The organism is Streptomyces tamarix (assembly GCF_032423885.1).
Classification (GTDB): domain Bacteria; phylum Actinomycetota; class Actinomycetes; order Streptomycetales; family Streptomycetaceae; genus Streptomyces; species Streptomyces tamarix.
Window position 1 is genome coordinate 1 of the sequence record NZ_JAWCTQ010000055.1, and the last position, 14,347, is coordinate 14,347.

At 71.8% G+C, this 14,347-nt stretch carries 10 protein-coding genes and 1 pseudogene; 5 read left to right on the top strand and 6 right to left on the bottom strand.

Features of this window, described 5'->3' with window-relative positions; all coding sequences use genetic code 11:
* Positions 1-46: 46 nt before the first annotated feature.
* From RND61_RS28935 to RND61_RS28950, 4 genes are all read left to right on the top strand, one after another.
* Positions 47-451 carry a hypothetical protein gene (locus tag RND61_RS28935; RefSeq protein WP_315881103.1) on the top strand — a complete coding sequence of 135 codons (405 nt, stop codon included), beginning with the start codon at positions 47-49 and terminating at the stop codon, positions 449-451.
* Positions 452-655: 204 nt separating this feature from the next.
* The gene (locus tag RND61_RS28940; protein WP_315881104.1) at positions 656-2,257 is read left to right on the top strand and encodes an ISL3 family transposase; all 1,602 of its coding nucleotides are present in this window, start codon (positions 656-658) and stop codon (positions 2,255-2,257) included.
* 54 nt (positions 2,258-2,311) lie between these two features.
* Positions 2,312-2,749, top strand: a complete 438-nt coding sequence (locus RND61_RS28945) for a DUF4259 domain-containing protein (RefSeq protein WP_315881105.1) — start codon at positions 2,312-2,314, stop codon at positions 2,747-2,749.
* A 50-nt stretch (positions 2,750-2,799) separates the two neighbouring features.
* Positions 2,800-2,952 carry a helicase associated domain-containing protein gene (locus RND61_RS28950; RefSeq protein WP_315881106.1) on the top strand — a complete coding sequence of 51 codons (153 nt, stop codon included), beginning with the start codon at positions 2,800-2,802 and terminating at the stop codon, positions 2,950-2,952.
* 1,190 nt (positions 2,953-4,142) lie between these two features.
* On the opposite strand, the gene RND61_RS28955 is transcribed toward RND61_RS28950, so the two are convergent.
* The 5 genes from RND61_RS28955 to RND61_RS28975 form a co-directional block, all read right to left on the bottom strand.
* The gene (locus RND61_RS28955) at positions 4,143-4,607 is read right to left on the bottom strand and encodes a hypothetical protein (RefSeq protein ID WP_315881133.1); all 465 of its coding nucleotides are present in this window, start codon (positions 4,605-4,607) and stop codon (positions 4,143-4,145) included.
* Between the two features lie 108 nt (positions 4,608-4,715).
* A complete protein-coding gene (locus tag RND61_RS28960; protein WP_315881107.1) occupies positions 4,716-5,429 on the bottom strand; it encodes a hypothetical protein in 714 nt (237 codons plus the stop codon).
* Between the two features lie 40 nt (positions 5,430-5,469).
* A complete protein-coding gene (locus RND61_RS28965) occupies positions 5,470-5,997 on the bottom strand; it encodes a hypothetical protein (protein ID WP_315881108.1) in 528 nt (175 codons plus the stop codon).
* Complete coding sequence (locus RND61_RS32775; RefSeq protein WP_391654366.1) at positions 5,966-6,763, bottom strand: RHS repeat-associated core domain-containing protein; 798 nt, start codon at positions 6,761-6,763, stop codon at positions 5,966-5,968. The genes RND61_RS28965 and RND61_RS32775 overlap by 32 nt, the downstream gene beginning before the upstream one ends.
* 2,404 nt (positions 6,764-9,167) lie before the next feature.
* Positions 9,168-10,535: an erythromycin esterase family protein gene (locus RND61_RS28975; protein ID WP_315881109.1), complete on the bottom strand. Its 1,368-nt coding sequence runs from the start codon at positions 10,533-10,535 to the stop codon at positions 9,168-9,170.
* A gap of 369 nt (positions 10,536-10,904) precedes the next feature.
* On the opposite strand from RND61_RS28975, the pseudogene RND61_RS32780 reads away from it, so the two are divergent.
* Positions 10,905-11,577 (top strand): annotated as a pseudogene (locus RND61_RS32780) (S1 family peptidase).
* Between the two features lie 938 nt (positions 11,578-12,515).
* Here RND61_RS32780 and RND61_RS28990 read toward each other — a convergent pair.
* Positions 12,516-14,006: a SulP family inorganic anion transporter gene (locus RND61_RS28990; RefSeq protein ID WP_315881111.1), complete on the bottom strand. Its 1,491-nt coding sequence runs from the start codon at positions 14,004-14,006 to the stop codon at positions 12,516-12,518.
* Positions 14,007-14,347: the final 341 nt, after the last annotated feature.

Below are 14,347 nucleotides of genomic sequence, written 5' to 3' on the forward strand. Positions count from 1 at the left end.
CGACGGGGCTGCGCGCCGTCGTCAGCGCGCCCCGTAGGGTGGTCTGATGTTCGATCGTTTGGAGATCAGGGTGTTGCCGCCGGGGCCCCGTTTCGCGGCTCAGGTGCGGGTCTGGGTCAATGGCGAGGACATCGTGGAGGCGGTTGACGAGGGCGGCCGCGGGCCGTACGCCGCCGACGTGCTGCCTGCGGGGCGGCCCAGCCCTCTCCGAGCAACCGGTGAGGCCCGCCGCCTGGAGCTGGGAGAACCCGAGTGCACCGGCGGGTGCTGCGGCTTCCTGACCGTAGTGGTACAGCGGTTCGGAGAGATCGTGCAGTGGTCGGACTGGGAGGTCCCGTGGGCAGCGCACACCGCGCCCTACCCGCCGCCAGAGCTCCACTTCGACGCGGGTCAGTACGACACCGAAGTGGCTCGTGCCGAGGCGGACCACTGGTGGCAGGTGTACTCGTAGACCCAGCGCGGCCCTGCCTCCTACTGGCCCCCGTCCTCGTCGACGCCAACCCCTCAACCAGACCCAGACGCTGTCGAAACTCGGGCTCTGGCTCAAGTTCCGTGACCCAGTCACTGTCAGTGACCACTCGGCCCCTTCGAGCTGTGGGTGAAGTCGCCTGAAAATGATCCCTGGGCAACGCAGTTGGGCTGAAGGTTCAGGGCCGTGGAAGAGGTCCTGCTCCGGCTCAAGGGGTTGTTGTTCCCGTCGATCGCGGACGTCGCGGTGCTGTCGGTGGACGTGAACATCGCGATAGTGCGCGTTGACGCGCAATGCACCGCCGGCGGCGCCGCGTGCCCGGTCTGTGGCACCTGGTCGAACCGGGTTCACGGTTCCTATCTGCGGTTTCCGGCTGACGTTCCCAGCGGAGGCCGACGGGTCGTCCTTCAATTGAAGGTCCGGCGGTTCACCTGTGGAAACTCGGACTGCGCACGCCGTACCTTCGTCGAGCAGATACCGGGCCTGACGCGCCGGCACAGTCAGCGGACCGAACGGTTGCGCTTGACCCTGGCGTCGGTCGGCTTGGCGCTCGCGGGCCGGGCCGGGGCCCGCATCGCCGACGTCCTCGGCGTTTCCGTCAGCCGCAGCACGGTGCTTCGTCTGGTGGAAGCGCTTCCCGAACCCGAGGTGGCCGCACCACGGGTTGTAGGCGTTGACGAGTACGCAACCCGGAAGGGCCGCCACTACGGCACCGTCCTCATCGACATCGAGACCCGCCGCCCCATCGACCTGCTGCCGGACCGGGAGGCGTCCAGCCTGGCGGCCTGGCTCGCCGCGCGGCCGGGCGTTGAGGTGATCTGCCGTGACCGGGCGCCGTTCTTCGCCGAAGGTGCCACCGTCGGCGCTCCACAGGCGGTCCAGGTCGCGGACCGCTGGCACCTATGGCACAACGTGAGCGAGGCTGCCGAACGAGCCGTCGCTCAGCACCGCCGCTGCCTGCGCGCCCTTGTCACGGCCGCCCCCGATCCCGATCCGGAGCCTGCGCCGGAGAAGGATTCCTCTGGCTCGCCATGGCCGACCGGCCATCGTTTCGCCGACCGCACCAGGGCCCGGCACGCCGACGTCCACGCACTGCTGGAAGCCGGGCACAGCCGTCGCTCGGTCCAGCGGCAGCTCGGCATGACATGGCGGACCGTCAAACAGCTCGCCGAGGCCAAGGCTCCGGAGGAGCTGTTCACCGGCCAGTGGCAGAACCGGCCCTCGGTCCTCGATGACTACAAGCCCTACCTGGACGACCGGTGGAACGAGGGCTGCACCAACGCCTGGAAGCTGTGGGAAGAGATCGTGCCGCTCGGCTACAAGGGCAGCTACCAGCGCGTCCGCGCCTACCTGCACAAGAAGCGCACCTCCCCACGACCGGTAGTCGCCCGGCCGCCCTCACCCCGAACGGTCGCCGGATGGATTCTCCGGCGACCGGAAACCCTTCCCGAGCCCGAACAACTGCTGCTCAAGGCCGTGCGCACCCACTGCCCCGAGATCGACGCGCTCACCCGACACGTCCGCGCCTTCGCCGTCATGCTGACCGAGCGCCAGGGCGAGCGTCTTCCGGACTGGCTCGTCGCCGTCCGGCAGGACGATCTGCCCAGTCTCCATACCTTTGCCGCCGGCATCGATCGCGACCGCGATGCCGTCATCGCCGGTCTCACCCTGCCTTGGAGCTCGGGCGCAGTCGAAGGCCATGTAAACCGCATCAAAATGATCAAGCGGCAGATGTATGGACGCGCTGACTTCAGCCTCCTGCGCAAGCGGGTACTGCTTGCCTCCTGAGTGCACTGTCAGTGGCCGGTGCGACGATCCCCAGACGACCGCGCGAGGAGAGACATGGGCACCTGGGACATCGGCCCCTTCGACAACGACACCGCCGCCGACTTCGCCGGTGACCTGGACGAGGCACCACTGGAAGAGCGCGAAGCCATGATCCGGGGTGTGCTCAAGCGTGCCGCCGGGCCCGCGGACTTCCTGGGTATCTACGACGGCGAGCGAGCCGTGGGCGCGGCGGCTCTGGTCGTTGCCCAGCACTCTGACGGCGATCGGGCGTGTTCGAATTATGGCCCTTCAGAGCCGCTACCGGAGCTGCCCGCGGACCTTCGAATGCTCGCCGTCGACGCCCTGGATCAAGTGGTCTCCAACCGGTCTGAACTCGCCGAGCTATGGGCCGAAGCCGCGAACTGGTCGAAGTGGCGCCAGGACATCACCCGCCTCCGCGACATCCTTGCCCCTCCGATCCCGCCACAAGAGGAAGCCCTGTTCGAGATCTAATCGGTGACCCACAGTCACGGACCACAGAACCTGAGCCAGAGCCCGTTCTCATGAACAGAGCCAGGAGCGGCGGCAACGGCGAGGACCAGGAGGAGCGGGAGCTCCGCCTCGAGGCATGGATCGGCAACCAGCGCAGCCGGGCCGCGACACTGTCCCCGGAGTGGGTGGAGCAGCTGTCCGCCATCGGCATGCGCTGGACGTGACGGTGGGCGTCGTCGTCCACCACCACCCCGGTAGCGGGACGGCAAGGCGGCCCGGGACGGCGACACCACCGCCGCACAGTGCCGGCACCGCGGCGGACGGCAGGGCGACAGCGCCACGGGACCGCGGCGCCACAGCGGCACGGCGGCACGGCGAGACACAGCGGCGGGGGGCCGCAGCGGCCCGACGCGGGACAGCGAAACGGCGCCGGGACCGCGGGGTGTCGGCAGGACGGCGACGCGGGACAGGGCAGCGGCGGCAGGACCACAGCGTGGGACGGCGGCGGGATGGCCTGGCTCGAGGCACCCACCACACCGAGCCACCCGGCGCCCGCACCCCGGAAACAGATAGACGACCAGGACGACGCGGCCGACGGGCCGAGCAGCGACGAGTCCACGGCCGGCGGGCCGACGGCGCGGCGGCGGCACGGCGCGACCGGCGGGCGGGACGGCACGGCCAAGGCCCGGGCGGACGGCACGGGCGGCGGGGCGGCGGTCGACGACCGCGACGGGCGGCCGGACACCGCGTACGGCGTCGACGCAGGGACAACGGGCGACGGGGCAGCAGCGACAGGCGCGAACGCTGGCACGGCGGCAAGCACTGCGAGGGCAGCGCGGCGAGGGCGGCACGGCGGCGTACCGGGGCCCACCAGAACGGCGGCCGCACGACGACAGTAGAAGGCGGCAGAAACACGAAGCGACGGGACGACGTGGAGAGCCTGGGACCCAAGCCCGCAGCAGCAACACGACGACGAAACGACCAGGCCCCCTCGGCGGCGAGGACGGCGGCCATCGTCGACGGCAAAACGGCGCGGCGAGACGGCGGTCGACGACGCGGCCGTACGACGGTCGACGACGGTGGTGATCGACGGGCGAGCCCCGATGGTCGGGACGGCGGCGGCACGGGCGAGTGGGACCGGCGCCCGCCCCGCAGTCACGAGCGCGGGCGCCAAGAGCCAGACCCACGACAGCGACACGGCAGGGGGCCGAGCGGCCGGCGGACGGACGGGCGGCGTGGGGCCGCGGGCGGCGGCAGCAGGACGGCACGGCGAGGCGGCGAGCCCGCGACAGCAGGACCTCGAAGTGGGCAGGACGACCGCGCCGCGCCGGTGCCGCAGGACAGCACGCCGGGACGCCGGGCGCGGCAGGGAGGCGGGGCTGCGGCGGCACAGCGGCGGACGGGCGGGCGGCCGTCAACAGTGGAACGCTGAACGAATCCACACAGTCGCGGGCGCCAGCACCCATCCTCGCCGGCCCGGCACCCTTCCCCAGCCGAACGACACCCCGGCCGCCGCGGCCTTCAAGCCCGCCGTAACCGGGGCACCTGGCAGGCTCAGCAGAGTGATCGCGGCACCGCGCAGGCACGACACCACCACCTCGACCGGCCGCTGGAGGAAGTCGCCTGCCAAGATCCGGGGCGTGTCCTGCGACAGGGCCAGCGCGACAGCACACGGCCCGTCCATCACGGTCGCCCGCCGCGCGCGGGCCGGGCTCTTGCCCTGCGCCAGGAGTTCGCGCCCGATCCAGTCGGCGTCCGGATGCCGGCCCTCCCCCAGGAGCAGCTCGGCCTGCCGCCCGCTCACCACCTCCCCGGCCCCCAAGCCGCCTCGCGGCACCCTCCCCGACTGGCGGCCGCTCGACGCCGAGATCGTCTTCAAGGGCGTGTGCCCCGACTGTCTGGGCGACGCCGTGGCCGAGGGCGACTGAAACCACCCTCGGCCACGGCGCTCCTCACACGGAACGCGACACGAACAGCGAGCCGCGCGTCAGCGCGTCGCGGCCATGGTCACGGCCAGGGCCACGACCCCGGCCGCCCACAGAGCCGTACGGCCCACGACTCCCCCGCCGCCGATGCGGCCGTCCGCCGTCGGGCGCCACAGCGCCGCCGGCTCCGACCACAGGTAGGCGGGGAAGCCGGCGCCGAACACCAGGCACGCGGTCAGCCAGTGTCCGGCGCTCGGCGCCCGGAGCCGCGCCCGGACGACGATGTCGACCAGGACGGTCGCCCCGGCCACGAGAACCGCCCAGGCGAGCCAGGCGGTGGAGATGAACCGCCAGTACAGCACCGGCACCAGGGCGGAGAGACCGCCCAGCCTCTCCAGCGGATCCTCCCTGTCGAAGGCGACCGGCACACCGCCGCCGCCCTTCCCCGCGAGTTCCTTCCGCACCAACGCCTCGAAAGCCGCCTCACCGCCCTCGCCCCCCGGAAGGGTCTCGAAGCGGTGCGTCAGCTCCTTGTCGCCGGCGAACCCGGTGGTCCACCGCACCCCCACTGCGTCGGGGGCGGTGTAGAAGACATGGACCACCGAGGTCCGGCCGGCGCGCACGTCGTCGAGCAGATCCCGCAGCGAAGCCTGGCGCGGCACCAGGTTCGACAGCAGGTCGACGACCGCGGCGAGCAGGAGCAGCAGCGCGAGCGCCCGGAGCGACCGGTGCACCGGGCCTCGGGCCCGTACGGGAAGACGGTCGAGTGCACGCACGGCCACTCCTGTCCCCTCTCTTGTCATCAGTCGGCGACGGTCAGAAATCGACCGTCATCGTCCAGTAGTAGGTCTGGTGCAGGGTGCCCATCTGCTTCCCCTGCCCGATGTCCGGAACGACGTGGGTCAGGGACTCCGTACCGGTCTCGTTGTACGCGGCGAAGGCGACCGTGAAGGTGCGTTCCCGCTTGTTGACGTTGATGACCTGGTGGATCTGATCGTAGGAGCCCATGAACGCCTCCGGAACCCCGGATCCCTTCGCGCCGTCGGTCAGCATGCCGGTGATGTCGTTGAAGAAGTTGGTCCTGGGGTCCTTGTAGGAGGATCTTCCGCCCATCGAGGCGGGGTCGATGTCGTAGTCGGCCGCCTGGATCTGCTGTCGGAGCTGGGCGAGGACGTTCAGGCTGTGCTTGTTGGTGGCGAGCTGCTGGGTGATGTGGCTGCCGGCGCCGAAGGCCCGGTTGCCGCCCTTGCCGTTCAGCCACTCGTTGAGCAGGTCGTTCCAGGTGTCGGTGGAGCCGATGCCCGCGAGGTCGTCACAGCCCGCCGCGACGCCGGAGGAGACCATGGCGCCTTTCGACGCACGGGGAGGTCTCCTGGGTGATGACCTGGACGTACTTCTTCAGGTCGACACCGAGCGCCTTGTAGAGGCCGCCCTTCCACTTCTTGGCGATGTTGTCGAGCGCGCGCTGGCAGGGGACGTCACAGCCGCCGCCACCGCCGCCGTTGCCGCTACCGCCGCTGGAGACCGGGATGTCGCCCTTGCAGGTGATCCCGTACTTCTGCGGCTCCATGCACTCGGGCACACCCTCGCCGGTCGGGTCGGCATACGTGACCGGGTTGTTGTTGGCGTAGGCGTACCCGTTGAGCGACTGCGCCTGGTCCAGGATCAGCTTCGGGTCGGCGCTGGTGAACTGCCCGATGGTCGGGTCGTACTGCCGCGCGCCGACATGCGTCAGCCCGGTGGTGGTGTCGACGGTCTTCCCCAGGAACCCCTTGTCGTCGGGCCAGGCTCCGCCAGTGACGGTGCCACGGGTCTGCCCGAAGACGCCGGTGTAGCGCTTGCTGAACGTCTGGGCGCTGGACGCGAAGGACGTCCTGGCGGCCGCGGAAAGCTTCCCGTGGGCCCTGGCCGCACCGGGACGCGGCACTGGCCGGACGGGGAGTTCCTGGACGTCGCGCTGAGCGCGGTACGCACCGAGGAACGCCAGGGGTACATCGAGCGCCTGGAGGCGTTCGTGGAACAGCACCGCGCCCGCCTGGAGGAGCTGCTGCGCGCGTACGGGCCGGGCAGTCGGCCCGCCTCCCACGGCCGGTACGCGCTGATCGGGCAACCGGAGACCCTGGTCGTCCTGGAGCGGATGGAGACCGTTCCGATGCTCCTGCACGGCCGGTGGGAGAAGGGAGCTGGAGACCGTCTTCCTGGACGACCTCGAGTTCGCGTGGGGGCCACGCATCCGCCTCAGCCGGTGAACAGCCCGGAACCAGCAGCGGGGCCGGACAGGGTGATCCTGCCCGGCCCCGCTGTCGTCGGGTCAGCCGAAGTCGAGCGTCTCCTGTGCGAAGTCGGCTGGGGCCGGGCTGGGCGGAGGCGGTAGTGGGATGGCGGCGGGCGCAGCGGTGGAGGCGCCGCAGCGGCGGCCCGGCGGCCCGGCGCCGCCCCGGGCGGGTGGGCCCGCTGCGGCGGCAGGGCGGCGGACAGCGCCAGGCAGCCGGACGGACACCAGCGGCACGACGGCCGGCGCAGCGGCGCGCTGGCGCCGCCGCGGGGCGGGCGCGGCGCGGCGGACGGGCGAGGTGACACAGGACGGGTGCCAGGAGCCAGGCTCGCGACAGTCAAAGCGGCAGGGGCGGCGCGGCAACGGTGGCCCGCCGCGGCCGCGGCGCGAGACACAGAGGTGAGACCGCGGGCGGCAGGGGCGCCACAACAGGGCCATGAAGCGGCGGGACGGCAGCAGGACCGCGAAGCGGCAGGACGCCGGCACCACGACGGAACGGGCGGGCGACACAGCCGAGGCACAGGGCGGACCGAGCGGCGACGGGGGCGCCGCAGCGGCGGAGGTGGGCGGGCCGAGCCGCGGCGAGCCCGCGACGGCAGGGAGTCGACGCGCCAGCCGCAGGGACGCCCCGGCGGTGCCGCAGGGGGGCGGCCCGGGCACCGCAGCAGGGGCGGCGGCCCGGGCGACGGGCCGAGCAGCGGCGGGGTCGGCACGACGACGGGATGGCGGCGGCGCGCCGGCGCCGCCGGGCGGCCGCGCTGCGGGACGGGCGCCCGGCGGCGGCCCGGCGGGGACACGACAGCAGCGGGCAGTAACGGGGATGTCGCAGCGGCACGGCAGACGGCAGAGCAACGCGACGGCGCGGCGGCAGCGGCACGGCCGAGACCCAGGGCGGCGGCAGGGTGTCGGCGCGGCGGCCCGGCAGGGGCAGGACAGCAACGGCGCGGCGCCACAGCAGGACCGCGAAGCGGCGGGACGCCGGTGCCGCGGGCGGCACACCAGGACGCCGGACGCGACGGCAGGACGGCAGGACGGCAGGACGGCAGGACCACGATCAGAACTCACCAAACCGAGACAGCGTCACCTCCAATGCGATAACGCCCCGGGACAGCAATACCCCACGGTTCTCTCACCGCCAAGACAGCGACCCCGCGCCCCGAAACCACCACCGACCAGCACCAACACACCCCGACCCCACTGTCTCCCACCCCACTGTCACAAAACCGAAAGATCGCAGCCGGAGCAGCGCGCCCCACGGGTCGACGCCAGCGGAGGCGGGAAGACGGCGTACGGCCGGACACCGCTCTCCGCAGCAGCACGGCGGCGCCGTACGGCGGGGCAGACGACGGTCGGTCGATGGTGGTGATCGACAAGCGAGCCCCGATGGCCGGGACAGTCGAACGCCACCCCCCGACAGCAACCGACGACGGAGCGGCAGAGCAGTGTCGAAGCGGTGGTCGACGACGGGCCGGGCGGCCGGACACCGCGCACGGCACCGACGCCAGGGGCAACGGGCGACGGGGCAGCAGTCGACAGCCAGCAGCGGGGCGAGGAGCCGGGATGCCGGCGAGACGAAGCCGGCGAGACAGCGACGGCGGCGGGGCAGGACGCCGCCCTCCGCGGCGAAGCAACGGAACCGACGGCCAGAGCCCGGGGACGTCGTCCGCACCGACGACAAACCGGTGCGGCGGGACGGCCGGACACCGCCCTCCGAAACGGCGGGACCGGCGGCGGGCCGGCGGAGCGAACGCCGTACGGCGGCCGGTGGAGCGGTGGCGCCGGCAGCAAGGCGAGAAGGCGGGCGACGGCAGGCCGAAGCAGCGATCGACGACAAGGCCGGGCCCTGTCACGGTCAGCCGGGAGGTGGAGGCCGTACGGGCGAGCGCCAGTGCCCGGGACGGGGCGGTGACGGGACGTCGGGACGATGGAGCGGCGGCAGGGAGACGAGGCGACGGGACGGCCGGACGGCGGTACGGGACGCCGTACGGGAGTCGACGGCGCTGGTGGTCGACGGGCAAGCGTTGGTGGCCGAGGCACCCGTACGGTCACGGCGCTGCGCGCCGAGTGGCGCCCGGCGACGACGTGCCGCCGAAACGGATCCGCCAGGTCTGCGGGGTCAGGCTGCCCGCACGCCCACAACAAGCGATAGCCCCCGGTCCGCCTCCCTCCCTGCCGGACCCGACCGTGAGGCGTCAACGGCGCGAAGCGGTTCCCTGCGGTCGACCGCCACCGGGAGGGGTCAGAGCTTGTCGGCCGCCCGGACCCGGTGGAGGTGGACGAGGACGTCGTAGGCGCGGCCGATCGCGAGGGTGGGCAGGGGGTCGGGGGTGAAGGTCGAGCCGGCGTCGTAGACCGGCCGGGGCCGGTTGAGCCAGATCCGGGCCTTGGCGGGTACCGCCCGCAGGTCCACGTAGAAGTCTCGGTACCCGACCTGGTCCAGGGTGTGCTCGTGCATGCCGGGGCGCGCCGCCGGAACGGTGACCGGCTTCCAGTCGCCGTCGAGGGAGGTGTCTTTGGTGAGGAAGGAGCCGCCGGCGAAGGTGAAGCCGAACGCCGCGTAGTCGCGGCCCAGGCAGTCGCGCAGGACGGTGCCCTGGGTGCGCGGGTACATGTCGGGATGGGTGGACAGGTAGCCGACGTGGCCGTTGTGAGCGGACAGCAGCATCCTGTGGCCGGTCTGGCGCTGCCACCACAGCACGTTGTCGGCCATGGCCTGGTCGCGCAGGCGCTCCGCGGCCGTGACCGAGGCCGGGTCCGTGAGGTCGACGGTGGCGAAGGCGAAGGTGTGCGCGATGTTCCGGGCGTGCTGCACGGTCCACGCGTAGTCCTCACCACCGGCTTCCTGGTGCCCGGCCACCAGGCCGAGGGCCTCCTGTGCCCGCGCGGCGTTCTCCTTGCGTTCCGGAAGCGGCTTGCGCAGGTGGGCGAAGACGTCGTCGAAGGGGCGCAGTCCCGCGTACAGCTCCTGGAGCCGGGGCAGTGCTTCCGGCCTGGCCGTAGCGACGGACGACAGGACCCGTTCGAAGATGTGGTCGCCGAGTTTCGGTGCCCCGAGGTCGTCGCCCATGAAGTGGACCCGGCGGTCGGGGTGGCGGGTGTTGTGGTCGCGCATCCAGCCGATCAGACGGACGAACTCCTCACGTTCCCAGGGGGATCCGGCCAGCGTCTCCCGTGCGATCCGCCGCGGATCGCCGGGGCCGCCCTGGAGGTACTCGTCGATCCTGAGCCCGGCCGACCAGCTCATTTCCAGGGCGAAGGTGGTGAAGTCGCGTTCCTCGACGAGGTGTTGGAAGACGCGGTGCTTCATGGTGAAGAACTCGTGCGACCCGTGCGTGGCCTCGCCGAGGCCCACCACTTTCGCGTCTCCGACCATGGCGTCCAGCGCCCGCAGGTCCGCCGTCGAACCGCCGGGCTGCGTGGAGCGCAGCGGGTGCGCGGCTCGTTCCAGGGAGCGTACGACGCCTGCGGGGGAGGCGGGGGTGGCGCCGGGTACGAAGGGTGGGGACGGGGCCGCGGAGGCCACCGGGGCGGTCACCGCCGTGGTGGCGAGCGCTGCCGTGAGCGCGAGCAGTCCTCGCCGGCCGATGGACTTGCTGTTCCCGTACATGGTGATCACTCCTCGTGTGCGGCGGCTCCCCGAGCCGATGCAGTGATCTTCATGCGTTGCGGCGCGCAGGGCGCTGAGGCCCCCCGCCGTCTTGTTCCGGGGGTCCTCCCCTGCAAGGGGCGGGGGATCGTCCCCACCGTCTTGGGGGGCCGACCGGATGGTCCGGCCGACACCGGCAACAAACAGGGTTGAACCATCAGGAAGTACGGAGGAAGGAAACCCCGGATGTTCGGCATGAAGACGGTCCGCCGCCAGGCGGCCCGCACGGTAGCGGTCTGCACGCTCGCGGTGACCACGTGCGCCACGCTGATGGCCGGCAGCGCGGGAGCCATCGTCAACGGGACCGAGCCGAGGCAACGCTACCCGTTCATGGCGGTGATCCCGGAGTCGGCGCCCGAGCAGGGGCTGTACGACGGCAACTGCGGAGCTTCGCTGATCGATCCGCAGTGGGTGCTGACGGCGGCCCACTGCTTGCAGGGCGACGGGCTTGAGCTGGACGGCTACGTCCGGATCGGCAGCACGGACCGAAAGTCCGGGGGGGACCGTCCGAACCATCGCGCGGACCTTCATCCATCCCGGCTACCTGAACGGTGACGGGAAGGCCGCCAACCGGGACGACATAGCCCTGGTCCGCCTGCACCGCCCCGTCTCCGAAAAACCCGTCCGGATCACGAAACGGCCGGGACGTCCCGGCGCCCCGACCCGGATCCTGGGTTTCGGCACCACCTCCGACACCGGGCTGCATCTCCCGGAGCGGCTGCGGGAGCTTTGGACGCGCCGGGGCGCCGAGACCGAGTGCGCCCCCGGACACGCCGATCGGACCCGGTTGTGCGCGGTCAGCCGCGTGCCCGCGGCCATGGCGTGCTTCGGGGACTCCGGCGGGCCGCAACTCCAAAAGGGCCGACACGGGCGGTGGGAGCCCATCGGAGTGGCCTCGGGACCGGGCAGCCCCGGTGTCCCCTGCTCAGCCGGGCCGGGCCTCTACACCAACGTGCCCGCTTACGCCGGTTGGATCCGGCAGACCATCAGGCACAACCCCTGAACCCGACAGTCACCTGGCATCACACCGCAACCCGTACAACGCCAAGCGCCAGCTACAGGACTGCGCCGGACACCCAACACAGCGAAGCCACTGCATTGACCCTCAGCGTTGTTCACGCGGTTGGGCGGGTGTCCGCGAAATGCGCTGTGACAGCGGTGATGGTTGCAGGTGGGGAGGCAGACTGCCAGGGCTGCTGTGCTTTCGCCGTTCGGAGGTGTAGGGCGGCAGGTGGGGCGACGGGGCCGGGACGCCGTACGAAGGTCGACGAGGGTGGTGGTCGACGGGCGAACCCCGGTAGCCGAGACGGTCGAACACCACCCACGACAGCCAACGACGGGACGGCGGGACGGTGGAACGGCGGCGCCAGCAGCAAGGCTCGCGACAGTCAAGGCGGCAGGGGTGGCGCGGCGACGGTGGCCCGGCGGTGCCGCGGGGGGCCCGAACACCGCAGCAGAGGCGGCGGCACCGCAGCAGGACGGCGCGGCGGCGGGACGGAGCCGCCGCGGAGGGACGGCCACGGCCGACGTGAGGCCGTGGCGGCAGCGCGGCCCCGACGGCGCCGCGGGGGACGGCGGCAGGGCGGCGACGGTCGGCGCCCGCCCCGCAGTCACGAACGCGGACGCCAAAAGCCAGACCCACGACAGCGACACGGCAGGGAGCGAACGGCCAGCGGACGGGCAGGTGGGCCTCGGCCCGCTCCCGCGCCACGACGAGCGGGCATCGTCCTCGGCACGGGCCCGGTCCAGCAGGACGGCGGCGATCGGCTGACACACCCCGCCCCGCCCCGCCGGGCCGGCACAGGCACAGGCACAGGCACAGGCACAGGCACCGATCAGCGTGACCAGAGCGGGCACTGCCGCGGCGCCGACTCGGCGCCGCGGCCGAAGCGAACGGCGCCGGGCGCCGACTCGACGGCACGGCCAGAGCACCGGGGTCGGCTACGGGGGTGGTGTGGGCGGTATCTTCACCCGTACCACTTCGGTTCCGTCCTCGTTGTGCTGCTGTGCCCAGCTGGTCATGGCGGTGTGGCAGGAGTGGTCCAGGTGATGAAGCCCGGACAGGTCGAGGTCGATAAGCCGGTCGGGCGGAAGGGCCTCCAGCGTATCCAGGATCTTGGGCAGTCGCAGAAAGGTGGCGTTGCCGGTCAGCCGGACGCGGATGCGTCGGGCGTGGCTGTCGTCGACCTCCAGGTGGACGACGGAGGTTTCCCAGGCCGCCTTGGCTACAGCCATCAGCAGCCCGAGCAGGACACCTTCGAACATGTTCGTCGCGACGATGGCTAGCGCGGTCACCACTAGGACGACGGCCTCACCGCGATGCTCGCGCCACAGCGGCACCAGTTCCCGGACCGGGATCAGCTTCCCGCCCGCATGGATCAGCACACCGGCGAGCGCCGCCAGTGGGATGACTGCGAGAGCCGCAGGCAACAAGGCGGCGAACAGCAGCAGCCACACCCCGTGCAGCACACGTGAGACCTTCGTTTGGGCGCCGGCCCGGACGTTGGCGGAGCTGCGCACGATCACCGCGGTCATCGGCAGTGCGCCGAGCAGCCCGCACACCGTGTTGCCCACTCCCTGGGCCATCAGTTCCTTGTTGTAGTTGGTGCGCGGACCGTTGTGTATCCGGTCCACCGCCGCCGCGCTGAAGAGGGACTCGGCGGAGGCGATGAGGGCGAAGGCCACCACCGTGCCGAGCACCGCCATGTCACCAAGACGGAAGAAGTCGCCCAGGTCCAGCGGCTGGAGTGACTTGATCAAACCCTGCACTTTGACGGTGGCGACCGGCAGGTCCAGCACGGCCACGGCAATGGTTGCGAGCGCGACGGCCGCGAGCGGCGCGGGAAACGCCTGCGATAGCCGCCCAGCCACCCGCTTCCACAGCCCCAGCACGGCGATCGTCCCCGCCCCCACCAGGAACGCCGACACGGCAGTGCGGCTGGAGGCGGTGTCCACCACCAGAGTGGGAAGGTCACCGATCTTCTCCGGCCCACTGCCCGGAGCCGACAGATCCACCATGGCGTACACCTGGCCGAGGATGAGGACCAGTCCGATCCCCGCCAGCATGCCTTGTACGACCGCGACCGAGATCCCTCTGAACCAGCGCCCGCACCGCGCAGCGCCCAAGGCCATCTGGAGAACGCCGGAAGCGAGCACGATCACCCCGAGTGCGGCAAGCCCATGCGTCTGGATCGCCTCGTACACCAACACCGTCAGGCCTGCGGCGGGACCACTGACCTGGAGCGAGCTGCCGGGCAGGATGCCGGCGACCAGGCCGCCGACGATGCCGGTGACCAGGCCCAGCTCTGCGGGCACGCCCGAGGCGACTGCCACCCCCACACAAAGCGGCACGGCGATGAGGAAGACCACGAGCGAAGCCATCACATCGCTGCGCACGACGCCCGCGGGCGGGGCAGGTAGACGGGAGAACATCAGTCCCTCACGGTGCGGTGGTCAGGACGGAGGAGCGGCGGCACGCGCCTGGGCAGGTTGCCGGCTGCGGTCTGGGACCCGCGGACCCGCCCACGATTTCTCTACAGACACGTAGAAGCATAAGGTCGTCCCAGTCTGTCCCGTCCGTAGCGCAACGCGGCGAACAGACGGCGGCACGACGGCCTTCCTACGGCCCGTCTCTGGCCGCCAGACTGAGACGGGCAGCGCAGCAGCGGCGCCAAGCAGGCCCACGGCAGTGCGCGCCCGAGACGGGACGACGGCCGGAGACGCCGTACGAAGGTCGACGCCAGCGGTAGTGGTGGTCGACGGGCAAGCACCGA

Excerpts from the sequence above, each read along its gene's own strand:
- RND61_RS28935 (WP_315881103.1), top strand. The coding sequence starts at position 47 with ATGTTCGATCGTTTGGAGATCAGGGTGTTGCCGCCGGGGCCCCGTTTC.
- RND61_RS28945 (WP_315881105.1), top strand. The coding sequence starts at position 2,312 with ATGGGCACCTGGGACATCGGCCCCTTCGACAACGACACCGCCGCCGAC.
- RND61_RS28950 (WP_315881106.1), top strand. The coding sequence starts at position 2,800 with ATGAACAGAGCCAGGAGCGGCGGCAACGGCGAGGACCAGGAGGAGCGG.
- RND61_RS28965 (WP_315881108.1), bottom strand. The coding sequence starts at position 5,997 with ATGGTCTCCTCCGGCGTCGCGGCGGGCTGTGACGACCTCGCGGGCATC.
- RND61_RS28975 (WP_315881109.1), bottom strand. The coding sequence starts at position 10,535 with ATGTACGGGAACAGCAAGTCCATCGGCCGGCGAGGACTGCTCGCGCTC.
- RND61_RS28990 (WP_315881111.1), bottom strand. The coding sequence starts at position 14,006 with ATGTTCTCCCGTCTACCTGCCCCGCCCGCGGGCGTCGTGCGCAGCGAT.